Raw genomic sequence first — 19,387 nt, 5'->3', positions numbered from 1 at the left:
AGCGCCCTAGGCTGGCGTGATGGGTGTGCGGATCGAGGTCTTCGGGCCGGTCACCACGGTGGTGCTCGACCGGCCGGAGGTGCGCAACGCAGTCGACCGGTCGACCGCCGAGGCCCTCGTGGCCGCGTTCACGGCGTACGACGCCGACGACAGCCAGTCGGTGGCGGTCCTGACCGGCGCGGGCGGCCATTTCTGCGCCGGCGCGGACCTGGCCGCCATGGACAACCGGGTCGAGCCCGACGGCACCGGACCGATGGGGCCGACCCGGCTGCGTCTCGGCAAGCCGGTGATCGCCGCGATCGAGGGGTACGCCGTCGCCGGCGGCCTCGAGCTGGCCCTTTGGTGCGACCTGCGCGTCGCAGCTGCGGACGCCACGCTCGGGGTGTTCTGCCGGCGCTGGGGCGTGCCGCTGATCGACGGCGGGACGGTGCGGCTGCCACGCCTGATCGGCACCAGCCGGGCTCTCGACCTGATCCTGACCGGCCGCCCCGTGAGCGCCGACGAGGCCGAGCGGATCGGCCTGGTCAACCGCGTCGTCCAGCCCGGAACGGCCCGCAGCCACGCGGAGGCGCTCGCCGCCGAGCTGGCGGCCTTCCCGCAGGAGTGCCTGCGCAACGACCGGCTCTCCGTCCTCGAGCAGGACGGCCTCGACGAGCAGGCTGCGATGGCGGGCGAGCTGGGGTACGGCGTGCGGTCGCTGGAGGCGGGCGGCGCCGAGGGGGCGCGTCGCTTCGTGCGCGGTGAGGGGCGGCACGGCGAGTTCTAGCCGGCACAGCCCGTCGGCAGTGGCGGAAGGCGGCGGGCGACCCCGTCGTGCACGTAGACCGGCACGCCGCAGACCGAGCCGGCCGGGCGGTAGTGCCGCGCCAGCGCCCGGTCCACCCGCCCCTGCGGGTCGATGCCCCACGAGTCGGCCGGCATCCGCTCGACGACGAACGTCGGTGCGTCTGCGCCGGCGAGCAGACCGACCAGCCGGTCGAGGTGCGGGTCGAGGGTTCGCATCGGCAGGGTCCACAGATAGGGGTACGCCGGCCGCAGCGGCGTGGTGGCGAAGAGATCGGCGGCGCCGTAGACCACCACCCCGGAGTCGCCCGGTCTGCTCGCCGCGGAGAGCCAGTCGGCCAGCCGCGCCTCGGCGTCCACCGTGGCGGACCGGCCGGCAGCGACGGAGCCGCCGGCCTGCACCAGGCAGGACACCACCGTCACCGCCACGGCCAGGGGGACCAGCCACCCGCGCGGGTTCACCCCGGCGGCGCGGCCCGCGAGGAGTGCCGCGCCGGGCACCAGCGCGATCAGGTAGTGCGTCCAGTAGCTGCCGCCGCCGACCACGCCGGCGATCTCCGCGGCCAGCATGGCGGTCAGCGCCCACGTCAACGGGTCGCGCGTCAGCACGCGTCGCCGCAGCGACCACAGCGCCGCCAGCACCAGCAGCAGCAGACCACTGACGAGCGCTGCGTGCCAGAGCACGCCGATCCTGGCCTGGGGCGCGGCGGTCGACTGCGACGCGATCACGTGCAGCGCGTCGAGCCGGAAGCGGTAGAGCGTGAACCACAAGGCGCTCACGCCGGGACCGGCGGCCTGCGCCCAGGCGACCGTCGCGACAGCGGGCACCAGGGCACCCGCCAGGAACGTCTCCAGGTCTCGCCACGTTCGTCGCCACTCGTCACGGGGTCCCGACGCCACCACCGCCACGAGCCCGAAGACCAGGGCGTCGACGAGGTTCTGCTTGACCAGGATCGCGCAGACGGCGGCGGCCCCCGCGCCGCCCAGCAGCAGCGTCCGCCGGGCCCGCGACGGCGACGGTCCGGCGTACACCCCAACGAGGAGGGCGCAGGCGACCACGGTCAGCGGTGCTCCGACCGTCTCGCCGTTCACCTCGTGGGCGCCGAGCGCGGGGTTCGCCAGCAGCGCGGCGGACGCCAGCGCCGCACACGCGGCACCACGGCGGCCCCCGAGCAGCAGCCCCGCCCAGCCTGCGGCGGCCACCAGCACGACTACCAGGCCGAGGGCGACGACCCGCACCGCCGTCACGCCGCCGAGGACGTCGGACAGCCGGAAGTAGAGGAGCAGCAGCGGTGGACGGTCGACGAAGAGGCGTCCGTAGAGGTCGGGTCCGCCGGTGTGCCAGCTGCGGGCCACGACCAGCAGCCCACCCTCGTCGGTGTACGGCGGCAGGCCGACGAACGGGAGCCGCAGGACGACCGCGAACCCGCAGGCCACGAGCACCACGCCCCGGGGCGTCCGCAACCAGGTCCACGCCGCCCGCATGCGGCGACCTTAGACGGACGACCCGACCGCAACCCGATCGTCGGCCTCGGGCGTTCCCCGACCGAGAGGTCGAGAGCGGGGGGTCCCCTGGCCCTTCTGCCTCATTGCCTCGTTCGACCTCGTGACGGACGCTGAACCGTAGACCTGGGGGGGTTCGTCATGAACGGTTCACAAAGGCGCGTCAGCAAGACCTCGTCGTGGAGGTCGCTGGGCGCGGCGGTGCTGCTGCTGTCGGCGGCCGGCACGGCGTTGACGACGACGACGGCGGGCGCGGCGACGAACGGTCACCGGTCCACGGTCAGGGCAGCCGGGGTGTGCGGCACGCTGACACCCGACGCCACGTTCCGCGCCGAGGCGAACCTGCTCGGGACCGAGCACGCCTGCGAGCACCTCAAGGAGCGGGCGTTCGTCGAGACCAGAGCCGACCGGGTCGCCATGAAGGCCGCCCACACGGCGGCGGTCGCCGCCCTGCCGACGACCGACCCGGCGGTGATCGGCGCCTGGAGCGACGCCAGCAACCCCGGCACGAAGACGATCGGGATATCGGCGGTCATGCTGCACACGGGCAAGGTGCTGATCTTCGGCGGCAAGTACAAGGCGACCGACAAGAACACGGCGTCCTACCTGTTCGACCCGGTCACCGGCACCGGTCACGAGGTCCCGGCTCCCGCGGCGGTCTTCTGCGGCAGCGTCGTCCAGCTCAGTGACGGTCGGGTGCTCTCGGTCGGGGGGCCAGCAAGATTCCGCAGGGGATCGTCGACGTCTGGCTGTTCGACCCGGTCTCCGAGCAGTGGCTCCGGCAGCCCGACAGCCCGCTGGGGCGGTACTACCCGACCTCGACCAAGCTGGCCGACGGCACGGTCGTCGTCACGGCCGGCACCGAACTCGACGGGGTGACCAAGAACCCCACGGTCGAGGTCTACACGCCGCCGCAGCCCGGCACAGACACCGGGACGCTCCAGGTCGTCGGCCCCAACCACGTGACCGGCTTCTACCCGCGCCAGTGGCTGATGCCCGACGGCAACCTGCTCCAGGTCGATGCGCGCAAGAGCTACCGGCTCGACACCCAGACCTGGCAGTGGTCCACCCTGCCGGGGCTGCCGGTCGGCAACGGTGCCGGCTCGGCAGGCCTGATGCTGCCGGGGGGTCCGAACGGCTCCTCGCGGGTGATGATGATCGGTGGCCTCAGGTCGGGTGGGGCCCTGACGTCCACGGAGCAGTACGACTACGCCAACCCGGCCGGAGGCTGGACCTACGGGAACCCGATGCCGACACCCCGCGCTCACATGAACGTCGTGCAGGTTCCCGACGGCTCGGCGTACGGGATCGGCGGGAACAGCTCGGGGCTGTACAACCTGGGCCAGTACCAGACCATGAAGTACGACCCGACCAGCGACACCTGGACCGACATGGCCGTGCAGTCGCCACGTCGTGGCTACCACTCGACGGCGCTGCTGCTGCCCGACGGCCGGATCATGTCGGCCGGGGACACCGGGGCCGGTGGCGGCAAGCAGCTGATCGACTTCTACTCACCGCCGTACCTCTTCCAGGGGCCGCGTCCGGAGATCTCCGCCGCGCCCTCCAGCGTCGCGTACGGGGACACGTTCTCCATCACGACCGCCGGCGCCCCGGCCACCCACGCCGTCCTGATGGCGCCGGGTGCCACGACCCACGCCGACGAGATGAACGCGCGCCGCGTGGAGCTGGACGTGACCCCGACGGCCGACGGCTTCACCGCCACGGCACCGGGTCCGCGAGTCGCTCCTCCGGGCTACTACATGCTCTTCACGGTGACCGCTGACGGGATCCCGTCGGTGGCCAGCTGGGTGCACGTCGGGCCGTGAGAGGCTGTCCGGCTCCCGGCTCCTATGCTCGGTCGGGTGACGTCTGACTGGTTCTTCTCGCCCGACGACGCCCGCCGACGGCTGGCAGCGCAGGGGTACCTGGCCGACGCCGCTACCGCCACGACGACGTTCCTGGCCGGCGCGCTCGGCAAGCCGCTGCTCGTCGAGGGTCCGGCCGGCGTGGGCAAGACCGAGCTGGCCAAGGCCGTGGCGACGGCCACGGGCGCAGGCCTCGTACGGCTCCAGTGCTACGAGGGCCTCGACGAGGCGCGGGCCCTCTACGAGTGGAACTACAAGAAGCAGCTGCTGCGGATCCAGGCCGCCGGCGACCAGGCGTGGGAGGAGACCCACGACGACATCTTCACCGACGAGTTCCTGCTGACCCGCCCGCTCCTGACCGCGATCCGGCGCGAGGAGCCGACCGTGCTGCTCGTCGACGAGGTCGACAAGACCGATGTCGAGGTCGAGGGCCTGCTGCTGGAGATCCTCAGCGACTTCCAGGTCACCATCCCCGAGCTCGGCACGGTCGTCGCCGTCCGCAGGCCCTACGTCGTCCTCACGTCCAACGCGACCCGCGAGCTCTCCGAGGCGCTCAAGCGCCGGTGCCTCTATCTCCATCTCGACTACCCCGACGCCGAGCGGGAGCGGGAGATCGTGCGTGGGCAGGTGCCCGACCTCGACGAGCGGATCGCGAGGCAGGTGGTCGAGACCGTAGGGCGGCTCCGCGACCTCGAGCTGAAGAAGTCGCCGTCGATCGCGGAGTCCGTCGACTGGGCGCGGACCCTGGTCGCGCTGGAGATCGGCGACCTCGACGAGCGCGCCGTCGCCGACACCCTCGGGGTGGTGCTCAAGCACGCCTCCGACCAGGAGCGGGCGATCAAGGAGCTCAGGCTCCCGCGATGACCGGCGGCCGCGACGACGGGAGGGTGGTCTCGACTCCGCTCGACCACCGAGACCCTCCGCTCGACCACCGAGAGCCTCCGCTCGGCCACCGAGAGCCTCCGCTCGGCCACCGAGAGCCTCCGCTCGACCACCGAGCGGAGAGTGGGCTGCTGCGGACCCACATCGCGTTCCTCGAGGCGCTGCGCGGGGCCGGCGTACCGGTGTCGCTGGCCGAGGACCTCGACGCGATCGCCGCCTTCAGCGTGCTCGACTGGGGCGACCGGGAGGCGATCCGGCAGGGGTACGCCGCGACGCTGGTCAAGCGTCCCACGCACCGGCCGACCTTCGAGACGCTGTTCGACCTCTACTTCCCGCGGCTGGTGGGAGCAGGGGTGGGCGCGGCCGGGTCGGGGGCTGAGCCCGCGGTCGAGCCGGCGCAGGCCCGTGACAGCGGCCCGGTCCTGGAGGGTCTCCGCACCACGCTCGCGGAAGCCCTGGCCGCCGGGGACGAGGCCGCGCTCCAGCGCCTCGCGACCGAGACGGTCGGTCGCTTCGGTGCGATGCGGGGCCGCGGCCCGGGCCTGTCCAGCTGGTCCGCCTACACCGCCCTGCAGCGGGTCTCGCCGCAGACGCTGGTGGACCAGGTGGTGACGGCCCTGATGGCTGCGGGTCGCCTCGACGGCGAGGCACGCCGGCAGGCCGACCGGCGGGTCGGTGCCTTCTCCGCCCTGGTCGAGGCCGATGCCCGTCGCCGGATCGCCGAGGAGAAGGGTCCCGACCACGTGGCGCAGGTCGCCGTCCGTCCGAGCCTGGAGCAGCTCGACTTCACCGCCGCGCGGAAGGCCGACCTCGTGGAGATGCGACGTGCGATCTACCCCATGGCGCGGCGCCTGGCGACCAGGCTGGCGCGCGAGCGGCACGCCCTCCGCCGGGGGCCGCTGGACTTCCGACGGACCGTCCGGGCCTCGATCTCCACCGGTGGCGTTCCCCTGACCACCCATCACCGGCCCCGGCGGCCGCACCGGACCGAGCTGGTCGTGCTCTGCGACGTGAGCGGGTCGGTGGCCAGCTTCGCGCAGTTCACCCTGATGCTCGTGCACGCGCTGCACGAGCAGTTCGGAAAGGTGCGCGCGTTCACGTTCGTCGACCGGGTGCACGAGGTGACCGACGTCTTCCGGCCGGGCGCCGACCCGGGTCAGGTGCTGGCCGACCTCGCGGCGCGTACCGGCCAGGCCGCGCTGTGGGGCCGGACCAACTACGGCCGGGCGTTCACGACGTTCGCCGAGGAGTACGCCGACGCGCTCGGCCCCAAGTCGTCACTGCTGATCCTGGGGGACGCCCGCTCGAACTACAGCGACCTGGGGGTGCCCGTGCTGCGGGAGCTGGCCGGCCGGGCCCGCCACGCCTACTGGCTCAACCCCGAGCACCCCCGGCACTGGGACACCGGTGACTCGGCGGCCACCGCCTACGCCGAGGTCGTGGCGATGGTCGAGTGCCGCAACCTGACCCAGCTCGGGGAGTTCGTGCACGACCTGGCCTGACGGCGTCAGGACGGGACGGCCAGGTAGCCGAGCTCGACCAGCCGGTCGAGCGCGGCCCGCAGCTCCGGATGGGGCGCCGCGTCGGCGGCCCGGGCGCCGGCCAGGTAGGGGTCCTCGTCCTCGCCGTCACCGCCCTCGAAGACCACCGTCAGTCGGTTGGCGACCTCGGCGCTCATCAGCGAGCCGAGCAGCGCGACCGGGTCGGTGCGGTCCTCGAGCGAGAGCATCCGCACGCTCTCGGGCAGGCGTGGCGCCTGGGCGCTCGGGGAGCCGGCGGTGACCACCTGCTCGATGGTGAAGTGCGTCGACGGCCGGGCGGCCGCGAGCTCGGCGGCCACCAGGCCGCCCGGCCCGCTGCCGACCAGCATCACCCGGGCGTCGGGATCGATGGCACGGGTCAGGGCGGCGCGCACCCGGCGGGAGTACGACGAGAGGTCGCCACCCACGAGCCGGAGCCGGGCTGCGCCGCCACCGTCCGGCCCGGGCAGGTAGCCGATGTAGCGGCCCTCGGAGATCCGGTGCACGCCGATGCCGCTGGTGGTGCCGGCGAGGGTGGTGAGCAGTCCCGCGAGCCCCCGAGGAAGGGCGGACGCGGTCGCGTCCGGCGCGTCCGGGACCGCCGGCTCCGGCTGCACCAGGCTCCCGGCGATGTCACGGACCGCCGCCGCGGTGTCGGCGGGGAAGGATTGGGTCCCGAGGGCCCGCAGACCCCCGGCGGCCGCCAGCGAACCGGCCTCGCCGCCGAGCACCCCGGCGGTCAGCATCGACCTCAGCTGCAGGCTCTCCACGAGACCACCGCCGCCGGCGGTCAGGTGCTCGAGCAGGTCGGGGTTGTTCTCGGCGAGGGCACTGAGGTACGACGAGACCCCGTCGCGGTCGACCGCGTCGGTCTCGATCAGGCCGGCCGACACGATCGCGCCGCCGAGGGCCACCTCGGGGGCGAGGTAGCCGATCGCCCGGCCGGCGATCGAGCCGAGGGTCCGGTAGGCGGCGTTCTGGAGCTCGTCGATCCACCGGTAGGTCAGCACGGTCGCCCGCACCACGAGGGCGTCGGCGTCGAGCTCGATCGACCGGTTGAGGGCGCCGTGCTTGCCGGTGGTCGCCGCCCGGATGTCGTCGGCGGCGGTCGCGAACGTCGCCCGGGAGAGCGCTTCGGAGTCGGAGACGTCCTCGTCGCCGAGCACCTCGACGCCCAGCCTGGCCCGGGCGCGGAGGTCCTCACCCATCGCCTCGAACAGGTCGGCCAGCCGCAGCATCTCGTCGTAGCGGTCGGGGCTCACCGAGGCCTCGGTCGTGGTGGGCCCGGTCATCGTCCGACCACCTCTGCCAGCACGAAGGCCAGGTCTCCGGCGAGGTCGGCCGCCTCGACCCGGCGTACCTCGACGCGGTGCTCGTCGCCGTCGCGGCGTGGCCGCAGCGCGTGCCACCCGTCGGCCAGCAGCACCCAGGAGACGACGCCGACCACGGTGGTCTCGTCGCCGGACACGTCGGCCCCGAGGGCTCGCAGGCGGCCGCGGGTGTCGATGATCAGGGCCGAGAGCATGGACGCGAGCTCGACGTCCCCGATCGTCCCCCCGTCGGCGTCGACGCAGGCACCGGAGTGCCGGGCGGCCAGCACCGGAAGCAGGTCGGAGCGCGAGCTGCGTACGGCTTCGCTGGCGGCGTCCAGCAGCTCGAAGGGTACGTCGATCGCATCGGGCAGCGCGGTGCCCCGCAGGCCCTGGTCGCTGGGCAGCATCGCGGCGCGGGCGAGCTCGTCGGGCCACGCCGAGGCGGCCAGCCAGGCCAGCTCGAAGACCAGGCCGTCGGCGGTGGCCAGGGTCGCGACGGCGCCCTGCGCCTCGCGGTGCCAGGCCCGCACCCGGGCACCGTCGACGGTGACGTCGAGGTCGACCGCCACCCGAGGTGTCGCGAGCAGCCCGAGCGCGCCCGCGAGCCCCTGGTCGAGGGAGTCGTGGGTCAGCAGGCCGCGTCGGGCAAGGGTCTCGGCCGGGTCGTGCAGCGCGGCCAGCGCCGCGGCGTAGGCCTGGTCCTGGGCCGAGGCCCGGCTGGTGCCGAGCCGCTGGTCGAACGCACCGGCCGGAGCCGGGTCGGTGACCTCGAACGGCAGGGGTGCGCCGCCGGCGTGCGACGCGGCGAGCTGGAGCTCGGGCAGGGTCAGCGCCAGCCGGCGCGGCAGCGCGTCGAGGAGCCCGGCGGCCGTGGGCGGTGGGTGGCTGAGGTCGATGGTGGCCATGGTCGGCGTCAGCTCCCCGGCAGCTCGAAGGTCAGCCAGTCGGCGTGCCCGGGCGGTGGCGGCTCGACCGGCGCCGCGACCCCGTCGGCGAGCCGTCCGGCGAAGCGCTGCTCCGTCTCGCTGATCGTCTCCTTGAGCCGGTCGACCTCGGCCCCGTGTCGCTCGAGCGACTCGGCCGCGGTCTCGTGCGCCGCTGCGGCCGCGCGTAGGTGGTGGGCGCGCTCCTTGACCCGTTCACGCATCGCGTCGGCGGCCCGGCCACGCCAGGGGATCGCCTCGCTGCGGGCCACCAGCCGGTCGGCGGCAGCCCGGATGTCGGCGCCCTGCTCGCGCAGCTGTCCGGCACGTTGCCGGATCACCAGGGTGTCGCCGTACATCACGCTCCTTCGGGGGTGATGGCCCCCTACCCGGTGACCGACGGGCCGAAACCCTCTCCGGCCGCCCGGGGCCTCAGCCGTCCGGCCAGGACAGGCCGTCCACCACCCGGTGGTTGTGCGCCAGCGCTGTGGTGTCGTGGGCGAAGGCCCACGACCAGACGACCACGGTCCCCGCTCCGCGGACACGGAAGGCGGTGTAGTCGGCGGTCATGTCGGCCCAGACCCCGGTGACCGCACCCCGCTGGAAGGTGATCGGATGGCAGGGAAACCCGTCGCACCGGCCCGGCCCGTTCGTGTGGTGAGATCTCACGGCGACCCGGACCTGCCAGGCCGGTCGTCCGTCCAGCGTCGTACGACGCACGGCGGAGGCGCGGAGATAGGGGCGCTCCGCCAGCCAGTGGATGAAGCCGCTCGGGGTGGGCGGCACCCGCGTCGCCGCACGCGAGGTACGAGATGCCGCGCGCACGCCCTCCATCACGGTGACGCCCGCCGGCCGGTGCACGGCGTAGCTCTCCACCATGGACGTCGACGCGCCGGCACCCGAGTTCACGCCGTACCCCTGCGGGATCTGCCAGGTCACGGGCCGGTGGAGCCCGAACGTGTAGGTGCGGTCGCCGTGGCAGAGCACCCGGGCTGCGGCACAGGCCGGGTCCACCGGTCCGGTCGGGACGTGGGTGGGCTCCGGGCTGCTGTGGCGCCCGGGCAGGCCGGCGCTGGCCCACCAGGCCACCGCCACGACCGCGGCGGCGGCCACTGCGATCGCGGTCGCGGCGCGGAGCCGGCGGCGTCGAGGGTGTACGACGAGCAGGGCGTCGAGGCCGGCGTCGAGGTCGGCGTGGGTATGGGCGCGGAGGTCTGCAGCAGCGGTTCGGGCGAGGTCGTCGATGCTCATGCGGGCCCCTCGGTGTCGGTCAGCCGAGCCGCGAGGGTGGCGCGAGCGCGGGACAGGTGGGTCTTGACGCTGCCCTCGGCGCAACCGAGGGTGGTGGCGATCTCGGCAACCGGCAGATCGAGGGCGTAGAAGAGGACGGTGGCCTGCGCCTGTCGGCGCGGGAGACGGCGTACCTCGGCCCAGTAGCGCTCGGCGTCGGGGTCCAGAGGCTCGAGTCGCGCCGTCGGGCGGACGGCGTACCGCTGCAAGGCGCGGCTCTCGGTGCGCAGGCGTCGGACCGCGGACCGTCCCTGGTGCAGGCAGATCCCGCGCACGTAGCCGGCCGGACTGTCCAGCAGCGCGATGTCGGCCCATCGGCGGTAGGCCACCATCATGGTCTCCTGCGCGACGTCCTCCGCGCCGGCTGCGCCGGTGAGTGCTCGAGCCAGGACCAGCAGGCGCGGGTACTCGCGACGGTAGAACGCCTCGAACGGCTCCAGGGCCACGACCGGTGCTGGGCCCGGCCCCGGACCCGACGACGCGACCGGCGGCTCGTCGACGAGGTCGAGCAGCGCCGGTGCGCGCTTGCGGAAGGTCTTCGCCATGTCAGGTGATCGCTCCAGGGCAGGATCCCGGTTTACCACCGGCGGAACTTTCTGGCGACCTCGTCGGACCGTCCGCCTTGGAGCCCGCCCGGTAGGCTGGGGCCTCGCCGCCCCTGCTCTCCAGCGAGGTGACACCCCGTGACGTTCGACGTCCACCAGCTCGACACGTTCCTGCTGATCGGCGCGGGCGTCACTCTCCTGGCGATCCTCGCGGTCCGGGTCTCCACCCGGGCCGGCCTGCCCAGCCTGCTGCTCTACCTCCTGATGGGCGTCGCCCTGGGGGAGTCCGGGTTCGGGATCGGGTTCGAGAACGCCGAGCTGGCCCACGCCCTGGGGTTCGCCGCGCTGGCGGTGATCCTCGCCGAGGGTGGCCTGACCACGAGCTGGCGCGAGGTCCGGCCGGCCGTCCCCCTGGGCCTGTCACTGGCCACCCTGGGGGTGGCGGTCTCGGTGGTCGTCGTCGCCGTCGCGGCGCACGTCCTGCTCGGGTTGTCGTGGCAGCTCGCGGTGCTGCTCGGCGCGGTCACCTCACCGACCGACGCCGCCGCGGTCTTCTCGGTGCTGCGCGGGCTGCCCGTGTCTCCTCGCCTGGTCGGCGTCCTGGAGTCCGAGTCCGGCCTCAACGACGCGCCCACGGTCGTGCTGGTCACGTTGATCTCGACCGGCTCGGTGGCCGAGCACGGGGCGCTGGCGACGATCGGCGTGATCGTGTTCGAGCTGGTCGCCGGTGTGCTGGTGGGGCTGGCGGTCGGCGTAGGCGGGGCCTGGCTGATGCGGCGCGCTGCCCTCCCGTCCTCCGGTCTCTACCCGCTCGCGGTGCTGTGCCTGGCGTTGCTGGCGTACGCCGTGGCGGCCGGCGCCCACGCGTCCGGCTTCGCCGCGATCTACCTCGCCGCCCTGGTGCTCGGCAACTCCGACCTGCCGCACCGGCAGGCGACCCGGTCGTTCGCCGAGGGCCTGGCCTGGCTGGCCCAGATCGGGCTCTTCGTGATGCTCGGTCTGCTGCTCTCGCCGGGCCGGATCACCTTCGGGACGGTCGCTCTGGCGGTCGCCGGCGGGCTCGTCCTGACCTTCGTCGCGAGGCCGCTCTCGGTGGTGGTCAGCTCCCTCGTGCAGCCGCTGCCCTGGCGCGATCTCGCCTTCATCTCGTGGGGTGGCCTGCGCGGCGCGGTGCCGATCGTGCTGGCGACCATCCCGCTCGCCGAGCACGTCGCGGGCTCGGCCCGGCTCTTCGACATCGTGTTCGTGATGGTGGTGATCTTCACCCTGCTGTCCGGCCCGACCCTGCCCTGGGTGGCGCGCCGCCTACGGGTGACCCGGCGCTCAGAGCCCCGGTCGCTCGAGCTCGAGGTGGCGCCGCTGGAGCGGGTGGCGGCCGACATGCTCCAGGTCACGATCAGCCCGGTCTCGCGGCTGCACGGCGTGGAGGTCGGCGAGCTGCGGCTGCCCGAGGGGGCCTCGGTCTCGATGGTGGTGCGCGACGGGAACGCGATGGTGCCCGAGCGTCGTACCGTGCTGAGACGGGGTGACGACGTGCTGGTCGTGACTCCGCGGCGCCTGCGCGAAGGCACGGTGCAGCGGCTGCGGACGGTCTCGGCGCACGGCCGCCTCGGTCACTGGCTGGACGAGCGGTAGCGGCTCAGCTGGCGGGAGGCGAGCAGATCGTCGTCGGGGTGGTGACCTTCACCGACGACAGCCCCGGCACCAGCTTCTGGAACCTGGTGCCGACGACCACGATGACGCCCGGGCCGCTGTGGGTCCGCTTGATGACGTGGGCGAGCCGCCCCAGCCGGCTGAGCACGAGCCGGACCGCGGGGTCACGGGGATCGGTGCTCCAGACCTGGGCGAACTGCACGGAGGTGCCCTGCGGGGCGTTGCCCACGTCGCCGGCGCCGAAGCCCTGGGCCTCGAACTGGGACATCGTGCTCTCGGCGAGGCCGACCCGGTTGCTGGCGTTGAAGACGCTGACGATCAGCTTGGGAGCCGAGACCCGGTCGCCGGGCTGCAACGTGGTGGTCACGCAGGGCCCCTGCGCGGCGGCCCGGTGCGGGAAGGGTGACGTCAACGACGCCCAGCCCCAGGTCACCCCGACCAGGACGAGCACCGCCAGGACGGCGAGGGTGAGCAGGGTCTTGACGTGCTGGGTGAGGTTCACGCGTCGACCGCCTCGTACACCCGGGCGTGCAGGACCTGTCGCTGCTGGAGCGCCGCGCGCAGCGCCCGGTGCAGGCCGTCCTCGAGGTAGAGCTCGCCACGCCAGCGGACGACGTGCGCGAACAGGTCGCCGTAGAACGTCGAGTCGTCGTCGAGCAGGGCGTCGAGCCGGAGCGTGTCCTTGGTGGTGATCAGCTCGGCGAGCCGCACCTGTCGGGGCGGCAGGGCAGCCCACTGACTGGAGCTCAGCTCGTGTGGTGGGTAGGGACGATCGTCCCCGACCCGCTTGAAGATCACGCCGGGAGTCTACTGAGGGCGGCCGAGCGGGCCGCCGTCTACGCTCTCCCCCATGACCGAGAGCCCCTTGGCAGCAGCCGTCGCGGCGGGCTACCAGTTCGACGGCGCCGCGCTGGAGCTCGGGGGGCTGATGCTCGACGCCACCGAGCTCTCCGACGTCCACATCAAGATCCCGCTCGGCATGCTGAACCGGCACGGCCTCGTCGCGGGCGCCACCGGCACCGGCAAGACCAAGACGCTGCAGCTGCTGGCCGAGCAGCTGTCCGCGAACGGCGTGCCCGTCTTCGCCGCCGACATCAAGGGCGACCTGTCGGGGATGGGCGCACCTGGCCACGAGGACGACAAGATCAAGGCGCGGGCCGCGTCGGTCGGCCAGACCTGGCAGGCCACCGGGTTCCCGGTCACCTACTACGCCCTGGGCGGGCAGGGCACGGGCATCCCGCTGCGGGTGACGATGACGTCGTTCGGTCCGCTGCTGCTGAGCAAGGTGCTCGGGCTCAACGAGACCCAGGAGTCCAGTCTCGGCCTGGTCTTCCACTACGCCGACCAGGCCGGCCTCCCGCTGCTGGACCTGAAGGACCTGCGCGCCGTCGTGCACTTCCTGACCAGTGACGACGGCAAGGCCGACCTCAAGGAGCTCGGTGGTCTCTCGAGCGCGACGGCCGGCGTGATCCTGCGCGAGCTGATCGCCTTCGAGGCCCAGGGGGCCGACTCGTTCTTCGGCGAGCCCGAGTTCGAGTCCTCCGACCTGCTCCGGGTCTCCACGGACGGCCGCGGCATGGTCTCCATGGTCGAGCTGCCCGACCTCCAGGACCGGCCCGCGCTGTTCTCGACGTTCCTGATGTGGCTGCTGGGCGACCTCTTCCACGACCTCCCCGAGGTGGGTGACGTCGACAAGCCCAAGCTGGTGTTCTTCTTCGACGAGGCGCACCTGCTGTTCAACGACGCGTCGAAGGCCTTCCTCGACCAGATCGCCCAGACCGTGCGGCTGATCCGGTCCAAGGGGGTCGGTGTCTTCTTCGTGACGCAGAGCCCGACCGACGTACCCGATGCCGTGCTCGCCCAGCTCGGCTCCCGCGTCCAGCACCAGCTGCGGGCCGCGACGCCCAACGACGCCAAGGCGCTCAAGGCGACGGTGAACACCTACCCCACCTCGTCCTACGACGACCTCGGCCAGGTGATCCTCTCGCTCGGGATCGGCGAGGCGATCGTGACCGTGATGAACGAGCGCGGCGCCCCGACGCCCGTGGCCTGGACCCGTCTGCGCGCGCCGGAGTCGCTGATGGGTCCCGCCGACGCGGCCACCATGGACGCCGCGGTCAAGGCCAGCCCGGGCTACGCCCGCTACTCCCAGGCGATCGACCGGGAGTCGGCCAGCGAGCAGCTCGCGGCCCGGATGAACGCCGGCGCCGCGAAGGCGGCCCAGGAGCAGGCCGCCAAGGCGGGCACTCCCGCGCCGGCGCCGAAGCCGAAGGCCGTGAAGCCCCAGGACAGCACCTTCGAGAAGGTCGTGAAGTCGAAGACCTTCCAGTACGCCGTCTCGACCGCCGCCCGCGAGGCCGTCCGCGGCATGTTCGGCATCGGCCGCCGCTAGCGCAGGCCCGCCCGACAGCCGGGCGTCAGCGCAGGCGGAACGACGCCAGCACCGACGCGACGAGACGCTCACGCCGCGGCCTCGCCACGTCGGTCTTGAAGCCCAGCTGGAGCAGCCGGTCGCCGTCCGGGGAGGCGTAGACGTCGTACCACTGGCCCTGACCGGCCGGGCCGGTGAGGTGGAAGAACGTCCGGCCGTCCAGGCTGACCCGGGGTCGGGCCTGCTGCGAGCCGGACCAGTCGTCGTTGCGGGCGACGATCCGCTCGGCCCGGGCCGGTGACGTGCCGGGGTAGATCGAGGTGTCGCTGTAGCTGAGCTCGTTGACGAAGTGCCGGTCCGAGGCGAACACGATCTCCCGCCCGAAGCTGTGGTCGAGGCGCCACCCGGCCGGGGCGCGGGCGGTGAACCGGGTCAGGACGACCTTCGGTCCGCCGGCTGCGGGAACCGTGGGCCCGGTCGAGGGCGAGGGTGGCGACGGCCCGCCCGACGGTGTGGTCGACCCGGTGCCGGCCGAGGTGGGCGGCTCGGCCGACCCCGACGACGAGCCTCCGCACCCGGTTGCGCCGAGCACCAGCGCGGCCAGCACGCCGGCCGACGTCGTACGACGTCCCAGGGTCGACCGGGTCACAGGGTGGGCTCCCGCCACGCCAGCTGGACCACCTCGACACCGCGGTCGCGGGTGACCAGGCGCCCACGTCCGGCGGGGGCCGACATCGGCCGGACGGTGCCGATCAGGTTGCCCTCGTCGGGGCTCCCGGAGAGGACGAGTCCCGGCATCGCGAGGTCGCGCAGGGCCTGGATCACCGGCTCGTAGAGCGCCCGTGACGCACCCCCCGACCGTCGCGCGACCACGAGGTGCAGCCCCACGTCGCGGGCCTGTGCCAGCAGCGGCTGGAGCACCTGCACCGGCGAGCTCTGCTGGGTGGCCACGAGGTCGTAGTCGTCGACCACGATGAACACCTCGGCGCCGTTCCACCACGACCGGTTGCGCAGCTGGTCGGAGGTGACGTCGGGGCCGGGGATGCGGTTCTCGAGGTACGACGCGAGGTCGGCCAGCGTGGGCGTGGCCTGGGCCGCGGAGGTGAGGTAGTTGAGGAGGTACTCGTCGGGGACCTCGCCGAGCAGCGACCGCCGGTAGTCGACGACGACGATCTGCGCCTGCTGGGGAGTGCGGGTCCGGATCACCTCGTGCACATAGGCGCGCAGGGCCGCGCTCTTGCCGGACTGTCCGTCGCCGAAGATCAGCCAGTGCGGCTCGGCGTCGGCGTCGAGGCCGACCGGCGCGAGCTCCTTCTCGTTGACGCCGAGCAGGAGGCGTCGGCCGGCCAGGAGCTCCTCGCCGGCCTCTCCGAGCAGGTCGGGCACGGTGAGCTTCTCGGGCAGGAGTCGCAGCTTGGGACCGGTCGGTCCGCGCCACGCCTCGGCGATCCGGGCGACGAGGTCCTCGACACCGTCGCCCAGCGTGGTCGCGTCGGGCCGGCCGTCGACCCGGGGCAGGGCGGCGAGGAAGTGCAGCTTGCCCGGCACGAGCCCGCGACCGGGCCGGCCCGGCGGCACGAGGGTGGCCAGCTTGCGGTCGATCTCGGAGTCCATCGGGTCACCCAGCTTGAGCTCGAGCCGGGTGCCGAAGAGGTCGCGGATCGCCGCGCGGTAGTCGGCCCAGCGCGACGACGCGGTGACCACGTGGAGGCCGAAGGTGAGACCACGCGACGCGAGCTGCTGGAGGTCGAGCTCGAGGTCGTCGAAGTCCGCCCGCAGGGTGCTCCAGCCGTCCACGACCAGGAACACGTCGCCGTACCCGTCGTCGGCGCGGCCCTCGGCCCGGCGGCTGCGGTAGGTCTCGATCGAGTCGATGCCGTTCGCGCGGAAGTAGGCCTCGCGGCGGTCGACGATCCCGGTCACCTCCGCCAGGATCCGGCGTACGACGTCGGGCTCGGACCGCGTGCCGACCCCGGCCAGGTGGGGGAGCCCGGCCATCCCGGCGAAGGTGCCACCACCGAAGTCGAGCACGAAGAACTGCGACTCCAGCGGCGTGGTCGTCAACGACAGGCTGGCCACCAGGGTCCGCAGCAGGGTGCTCTTGCCGGTGCGTGGGCCGCCCACCACCGCGACGTGGCCGCTGGCGCCGGAGAGGTTGACCGTCAGCGTGTCGCGGCGCTGCTCCCGGGGTCGGTCGACGGTGCCGAGCGGCACGGTGAGGCCTCCGAGGGCCCGCCACTGACGCGAGACCAGGCCCAGCTCGGGGTCGTCGGTGAGGTCGGCCATCAGCTCGTCGAGGGTGTCCGGGGCGTCGAGCGGCGGCAGCCACACCTGGTGGGCGGCCGGGCCGGTGCCGTCCATCCGGGTGACCGCGACGTCGAGCAGCGTCTCCTGCTCACCGCTCGTCGAGGGCCGCACCTCGGGTCCGGTGTCGGCCTCCGCGACCGGCTCGTGCTGCTCGGGCAGGCGGACCTCGGTGATCGTCCACGGCAGGATCCCCTGCACGACGCCGGTGTCGTCGCGGGCCACCGACCGGGTGCGCCCGGCGGGCGGCCCCGAGACATAGGCGGCCTTGAAGCGCAGCAACGTCGACTGGTCGGGCCTGAGGAAGCCCAGACCGGGCACGGGCGGCAGCTCGTAGGCATCGGGTACGCCGAGCACGGTGCGCGACTCCTGCGCGGAGAACGTCCGCAGGCCCACCCGGTAGGACAGGTGCGACTCGAGGCCGCGCAGCCGACCCTCCTCGAGACGCTGCGAGGCGAGGAGGAGGTGCAGGCCGAGCGAGCGCCCGAGCCGGCCGATGGCGACGAAGAGGTCGATGAACTCCGGCTTGGCCGAGAGCATCTCCGAGAACTCGTCGACCACGATGAACAGCGACGGGAGGGGCGCGAGGTCCTCGCCGGCGGCGCGCGCCCGCTCGTAGTCGCGCACAGACGCGTAGTTGCCGGCGTCGCGGAGCAGCTCCTGGCGACGCACCATCTCGCCGGAGAGGGCGTCCTGCATCCGGTCGACGAGCGTGAGCTCGTTGGCCAGGTTGGTGATCACCGCAGAGACGTGGGGCATCCCCGACATGCCGGCGAAGGTCGCGCCGCCCTTGAAGTCGACCAGCACCATGTTCAGCTGCTCGGGGGAGTGGGTCAGCGCCAGGCCGAGCACCAGCGTTCGGAGGAACTCCGACTTGCCGGACCCCGTCGCGCCGATCACCAGGCCGTGCGGGCCCATGCCCTGCTGGGCGGACTCCTTGATGTCGAGGTGGACCATCCCACCGCCGTCCCCGAGCCCGATCGGCACCCGCAGCCGGTCGCGGGCGGGACGCTGTCGCCAGGCCGACGCGGGGTCGTACCGTCGTACGTCGCCCAGCCCGAGCAGGTCCATGAAGTCCGACGGGCCCTTGATCTCCCCGGCGCCGGCGGGCTCGGCCTCGACCCCGGCGGTGACCACGTGCAGCGGTGCCAACCGGCGGGCCAGCGCCTCCGCGGTGGCGAGGTCGCACTGGTCGGCCGCGGCGCGGACCGGGACCTCGCGCAGCCGCAGCGCACTGACCGGCAGCCGGCCGTCCGCGAGCTCGGCGCGGTCCTCGAACAGCAGCCGGAGCCGGGTGCTGTCCTCGAGCTCGTCCCACCGGCTGGGGAGGTCGAGCACCGTGACTCCGTGCAGGCCGTCGGGCGGGATCACGTGGTTGCCCGGGGGCAGCACGCCGCCGTCGACGACGAACAGGATGTGGGGGCTCGGCGGCCGCTCGTCGGCGCCGAAGCGGGGCCGCTCGGCGAGGTCGGGAGGCAGCAGGGCGGCCAGGTCGGCCAGGCTGGTCGAGACCATCCGTCGCGGCCCGACCGCGTCGAAGCCGTGTGCCGACAGGGCGTGCGGCAGCCACTTCACCCAGTCCCACTGCGCGAGGGTGTCCTCGGAGGCGAGCACCGCGATCGCCAGGTGCTCCGGTGACTGGAAGGCCGCAGCCGAGCAGATCATCGCCCGGGCCAGCGACCTCGCGTCGTCCTCGGCCCCGCACAGCTCGACCCGGTCGAAGGCGCGCAGGTCGACCGAGGCCGGCAGGTTGGGCTGCACCCGGTGTACGGCGAGCAGCCGGTGCAGCGCGGAGGCGGCGGCCGGGTCGACCTGCTCGATCGGGGCGGAGTCGGGCGGCACCAGCTCGAGCGACAGGGGCTGGCTGCACACGCCGTACCGCACCTGGAGGAACTGCGCGTCGCCGGCGCCGTTCTCCCAGACGCGGGAGCGCTCGTCGGCGAGCGCGGGCAGGGCGGAGGGGTCAGGGTGCAGCCACAGCAGGGCGGCGCGTTGCTGGGCGGCCGCGTCGCGGGCGATCTTGCGGACCGTCCCGAGGTAGCGGAGGTACTCCGTGCGGGTGCCGGTCACGGTCTGCGCCCGCTGCTTCCGCTGCCGGTCGAGCTGCACCACGATGAAGCCGAGCGTGGCGAACAGGAACATCCCGGCGGCCAGGAAGCTGCGGCCCTGCCCGCCCGGCACCGAGCTCCCCATGGTGGCCACGAGCACGATCGACCCGAGGCTTCCCAGCATCGGGATCGCGTTCATCAGCACGCCGCTGGCGCCCTCGGCCTCCTCGATCTCCGGAGGTGCCTGGAGCACGATCTCGCCGGTCGGCAGCTCCGGCTGCTCGGCGCGGCTGCCACGCAGGGTGGTGCTCAACTGATCTCCCAAGATCGATCGTCAGCGCTGTTGCGGCGATGATAGGCGGGCCTCTCGGGCAGGGACTACCCTGC

At 73.4% G+C, this 19,387-nt stretch carries 17 protein-coding genes; 7 read left to right on the top strand and 10 right to left on the bottom strand.

Features of this window, described 5'->3' with window-relative positions; genetic code table 11:
- The first annotated feature begins 19 nt into the window (after positions 1 to 19).
- Positions 20 to 766, top strand: coding sequence for a crotonase/enoyl-CoA hydratase family protein (locus tag E3N83_RS13570; protein WP_151083748.1), 747 nt, complete (start codon positions 20 to 22; stop codon positions 764 to 766).
- On the opposite strand, the gene E3N83_RS13565 is transcribed toward E3N83_RS13570, so the two are convergent.
- Positions 763 to 2,268 carry a hypothetical protein gene (locus tag E3N83_RS13565; protein ID WP_151083747.1) on the bottom strand — a complete coding sequence of 502 codons (1,506 nt, stop codon included), beginning with the start codon at positions 2,266 to 2,268 and terminating at the stop codon, positions 763 to 765. The two genes, E3N83_RS13570 and E3N83_RS13565, sit on opposite strands and share 4 nt — an antisense overlap.
- Before the next feature lie 159 nt (positions 2,269 to 2,427).
- Here E3N83_RS13565 and E3N83_RS13560 point away from each other — a divergent pair, with 159 nt between their 5' ends.
- From E3N83_RS13560 to E3N83_RS13545, 4 genes are read left to right on the top strand one after another with little or no spacing between them, the layout of a single operon-like run.
- A complete protein-coding gene (locus tag E3N83_RS13560) occupies positions 2,428 to 3,165 on the top strand; it encodes a Kelch repeat-containing protein (protein WP_151083746.1) in 738 nt (245 codons plus the stop codon).
- Entirely contained in the window at positions 3,084 to 4,112 is a 1,029-nt protein-coding gene (locus E3N83_RS13555; RefSeq protein ID WP_475442198.1) for a galactose oxidase-like domain-containing protein, read from the top strand. The genes E3N83_RS13560 and E3N83_RS13555 overlap by 82 nt, the downstream gene beginning before the upstream one ends.
- Before the next feature lie 36 nt (positions 4,113 to 4,148).
- Positions 4,149 to 5,015 (top strand): AAA family ATPase, encoded by an 867-nt coding sequence (locus tag E3N83_RS13550; RefSeq protein ID WP_337692359.1) that lies wholly within the window; start codon positions 4,149 to 4,151, stop codon positions 5,013 to 5,015.
- On the top strand, positions 5,012 to 6,535 hold the full coding sequence (locus tag E3N83_RS13545) for a vWA domain-containing protein (protein WP_151083743.1): 1,524 nt from the start codon (positions 5,012 to 5,014) through the stop codon (positions 6,533 to 6,535). Before E3N83_RS13550 ends, E3N83_RS13545 begins: the two co-directional genes overlap by 4 nt.
- Positions 6,536 to 6,540: 5 nt before the next feature.
- Here the strand turns inward: E3N83_RS13545 and E3N83_RS13540 are convergent, their stop codons facing one another.
- The 5 genes from E3N83_RS13540 to E3N83_RS13520 all read right to left on the bottom strand — a co-directional run bounded on the left by E3N83_RS13540 (position 6,541) and on the right by E3N83_RS13520 (position 10,624).
- On the bottom strand, positions 6,541 to 7,845 hold the full coding sequence (locus E3N83_RS13540; RefSeq protein WP_151083742.1) for a hypothetical protein: 1,305 nt from the start codon (positions 7,843 to 7,845) through the stop codon (positions 6,541 to 6,543).
- Positions 7,842 to 8,771: a hypothetical protein gene (locus tag E3N83_RS13535; RefSeq protein ID WP_151083741.1), complete on the bottom strand. Its 930-nt coding sequence runs from the start codon at positions 8,769 to 8,771 to the stop codon at positions 7,842 to 7,844. Before E3N83_RS13535 ends, E3N83_RS13540 begins: the two co-directional genes overlap by 4 nt.
- A gap of 8 nt (positions 8,772 to 8,779) precedes the next feature.
- Positions 8,780 to 9,148, bottom strand: a complete 369-nt coding sequence (locus E3N83_RS13530) for a putative T7SS-secreted protein (protein ID WP_151083740.1) — start codon at positions 9,146 to 9,148, stop codon at positions 8,780 to 8,782.
- A 73-nt stretch (positions 9,149 to 9,221) separates the two neighbouring features.
- Positions 9,222 to 10,040, bottom strand: coding sequence for a hypothetical protein (locus E3N83_RS13525; protein WP_151083739.1), 819 nt, complete (start codon positions 10,038 to 10,040; stop codon positions 9,222 to 9,224).
- Entirely contained in the window at positions 10,037 to 10,624 is a 588-nt protein-coding gene (locus E3N83_RS13520; protein WP_151083738.1) for an RNA polymerase sigma factor, read from the bottom strand. Before E3N83_RS13520 ends, E3N83_RS13525 begins: the two co-directional genes overlap by 4 nt.
- Before the next feature lie 138 nt (positions 10,625 to 10,762).
- Between E3N83_RS13520 and E3N83_RS13515 the strand changes: the two genes are divergently transcribed.
- Positions 10,763 to 12,259, top strand: coding sequence for a potassium/proton antiporter (locus E3N83_RS13515; RefSeq protein ID WP_151083737.1), 1,497 nt, complete (start codon positions 10,763 to 10,765; stop codon positions 12,257 to 12,259).
- A 4-nt stretch (positions 12,260 to 12,263) separates the two neighbouring features.
- Here E3N83_RS13515 and E3N83_RS13510 read toward each other — a convergent pair whose 3' ends face one another.
- Positions 12,264 to 12,779 carry a LytR C-terminal domain-containing protein gene (locus E3N83_RS13510; protein ID WP_191907802.1) on the bottom strand — a complete coding sequence of 172 codons (516 nt, stop codon included), beginning with the start codon at positions 12,777 to 12,779 and terminating at the stop codon, positions 12,264 to 12,266.
- Positions 12,776 to 13,075 carry a type II toxin-antitoxin system VapB family antitoxin gene (locus E3N83_RS19590; RefSeq protein ID WP_191907801.1) on the bottom strand — a complete coding sequence of 100 codons (300 nt, stop codon included), beginning with the start codon at positions 13,073 to 13,075 and terminating at the stop codon, positions 12,776 to 12,778. The genes E3N83_RS13510 and E3N83_RS19590 overlap by 4 nt, the downstream gene beginning before the upstream one ends.
- Positions 13,076 to 13,127: 52 nt before the next feature.
- On the opposite strand from E3N83_RS19590, the gene E3N83_RS13505 reads away from it, so the two are divergent.
- A complete protein-coding gene (locus E3N83_RS13505) occupies positions 13,128 to 14,669 on the top strand; it encodes a helicase HerA-like domain-containing protein (protein ID WP_151083735.1) in 1,542 nt (513 codons plus the stop codon).
- Positions 14,670 to 14,694: 25 nt separating this feature from the next.
- On the opposite strand, the gene E3N83_RS13500 is transcribed toward E3N83_RS13505, so the two are convergent.
- Complete coding sequence (locus E3N83_RS13500; protein WP_151083734.1) at positions 14,695 to 15,297, bottom strand: hypothetical protein; 603 nt, start codon at positions 15,295 to 15,297, stop codon at positions 14,695 to 14,697.
- Positions 15,294 to 19,313 (bottom strand): type VII secretion protein EccCa, encoded by a 4,020-nt coding sequence (gene eccCa, locus E3N83_RS13495; protein ID WP_151083733.1) that lies wholly within the window; start codon positions 19,311 to 19,313, stop codon positions 15,294 to 15,296. Before eccCa ends, E3N83_RS13500 begins: the two co-directional genes overlap by 4 nt.
- Between the last annotated feature and the right edge of the window lie 74 nt (positions 19,314 to 19,387).

Source organism: Nocardioides cynanchi, assembly GCF_008761635.1.
Lineage (GTDB): Bacteria > Actinomycetota > Actinomycetes > Propionibacteriales > Nocardioidaceae > Nocardioides > Nocardioides cynanchi.
Note: the sequence above shows the minus strand (reverse complement) of the source record. Positions and strands in the feature narration are given on the sequence as shown.

What these genes read in the sequence shown, in the direction of transcription:
- E3N83_RS13535 (WP_151083741.1), bottom strand. Translation starts at nt 8,771, where the DNA reads ATGGCCACCATCGACCTCAGCCACCCACCGCCCACGGCCGCCGGGCTC.
- E3N83_RS13570 (WP_151083748.1), top strand. Translation starts at nt 20, where the DNA reads ATGGGTGTGCGGATCGAGGTCTTCGGGCCGGTCACCACGGTGGTGCTC.
- E3N83_RS13520 (WP_151083738.1), bottom strand. Translation starts at nt 10,624, where the DNA reads ATGGCGAAGACCTTCCGCAAGCGCGCACCGGCGCTGCTCGACCTCGTC.
- E3N83_RS13545 (WP_151083743.1), top strand. Translation starts at nt 5,012, where the DNA reads ATGACCGGCGGCCGCGACGACGGGAGGGTGGTCTCGACTCCGCTCGAC.
- E3N83_RS13505 (WP_151083735.1), top strand. Translation starts at nt 13,128, where the DNA reads ATGACCGAGAGCCCCTTGGCAGCAGCCGTCGCGGCGGGCTACCAGTTC.
- E3N83_RS13530 (WP_151083740.1), bottom strand. Translation starts at nt 9,148, where the DNA reads ATGTACGGCGACACCCTGGTGATCCGGCAACGTGCCGGACAGCTGCGC.
- E3N83_RS13560 (WP_151083746.1), top strand. Translation starts at nt 2,428, where the DNA reads ATGAACGGTTCACAAAGGCGCGTCAGCAAGACCTCGTCGTGGAGGTCG.
- E3N83_RS13540 (WP_151083742.1), bottom strand. Translation starts at nt 7,845, where the DNA reads ATGACCGGGCCCACCACGACCGAGGCCTCGGTGAGCCCCGACCGCTAC.
- E3N83_RS13525 (WP_151083739.1), bottom strand. Translation starts at nt 10,040, where the DNA reads ATGAGCATCGACGACCTCGCCCGAACCGCTGCTGCAGACCTCCGCGCC.
- E3N83_RS13565 (WP_151083747.1), bottom strand. Translation starts at nt 2,268, where the DNA reads ATGCGGGCGGCGTGGACCTGGTTGCGGACGCCCCGGGGCGTGGTGCTC.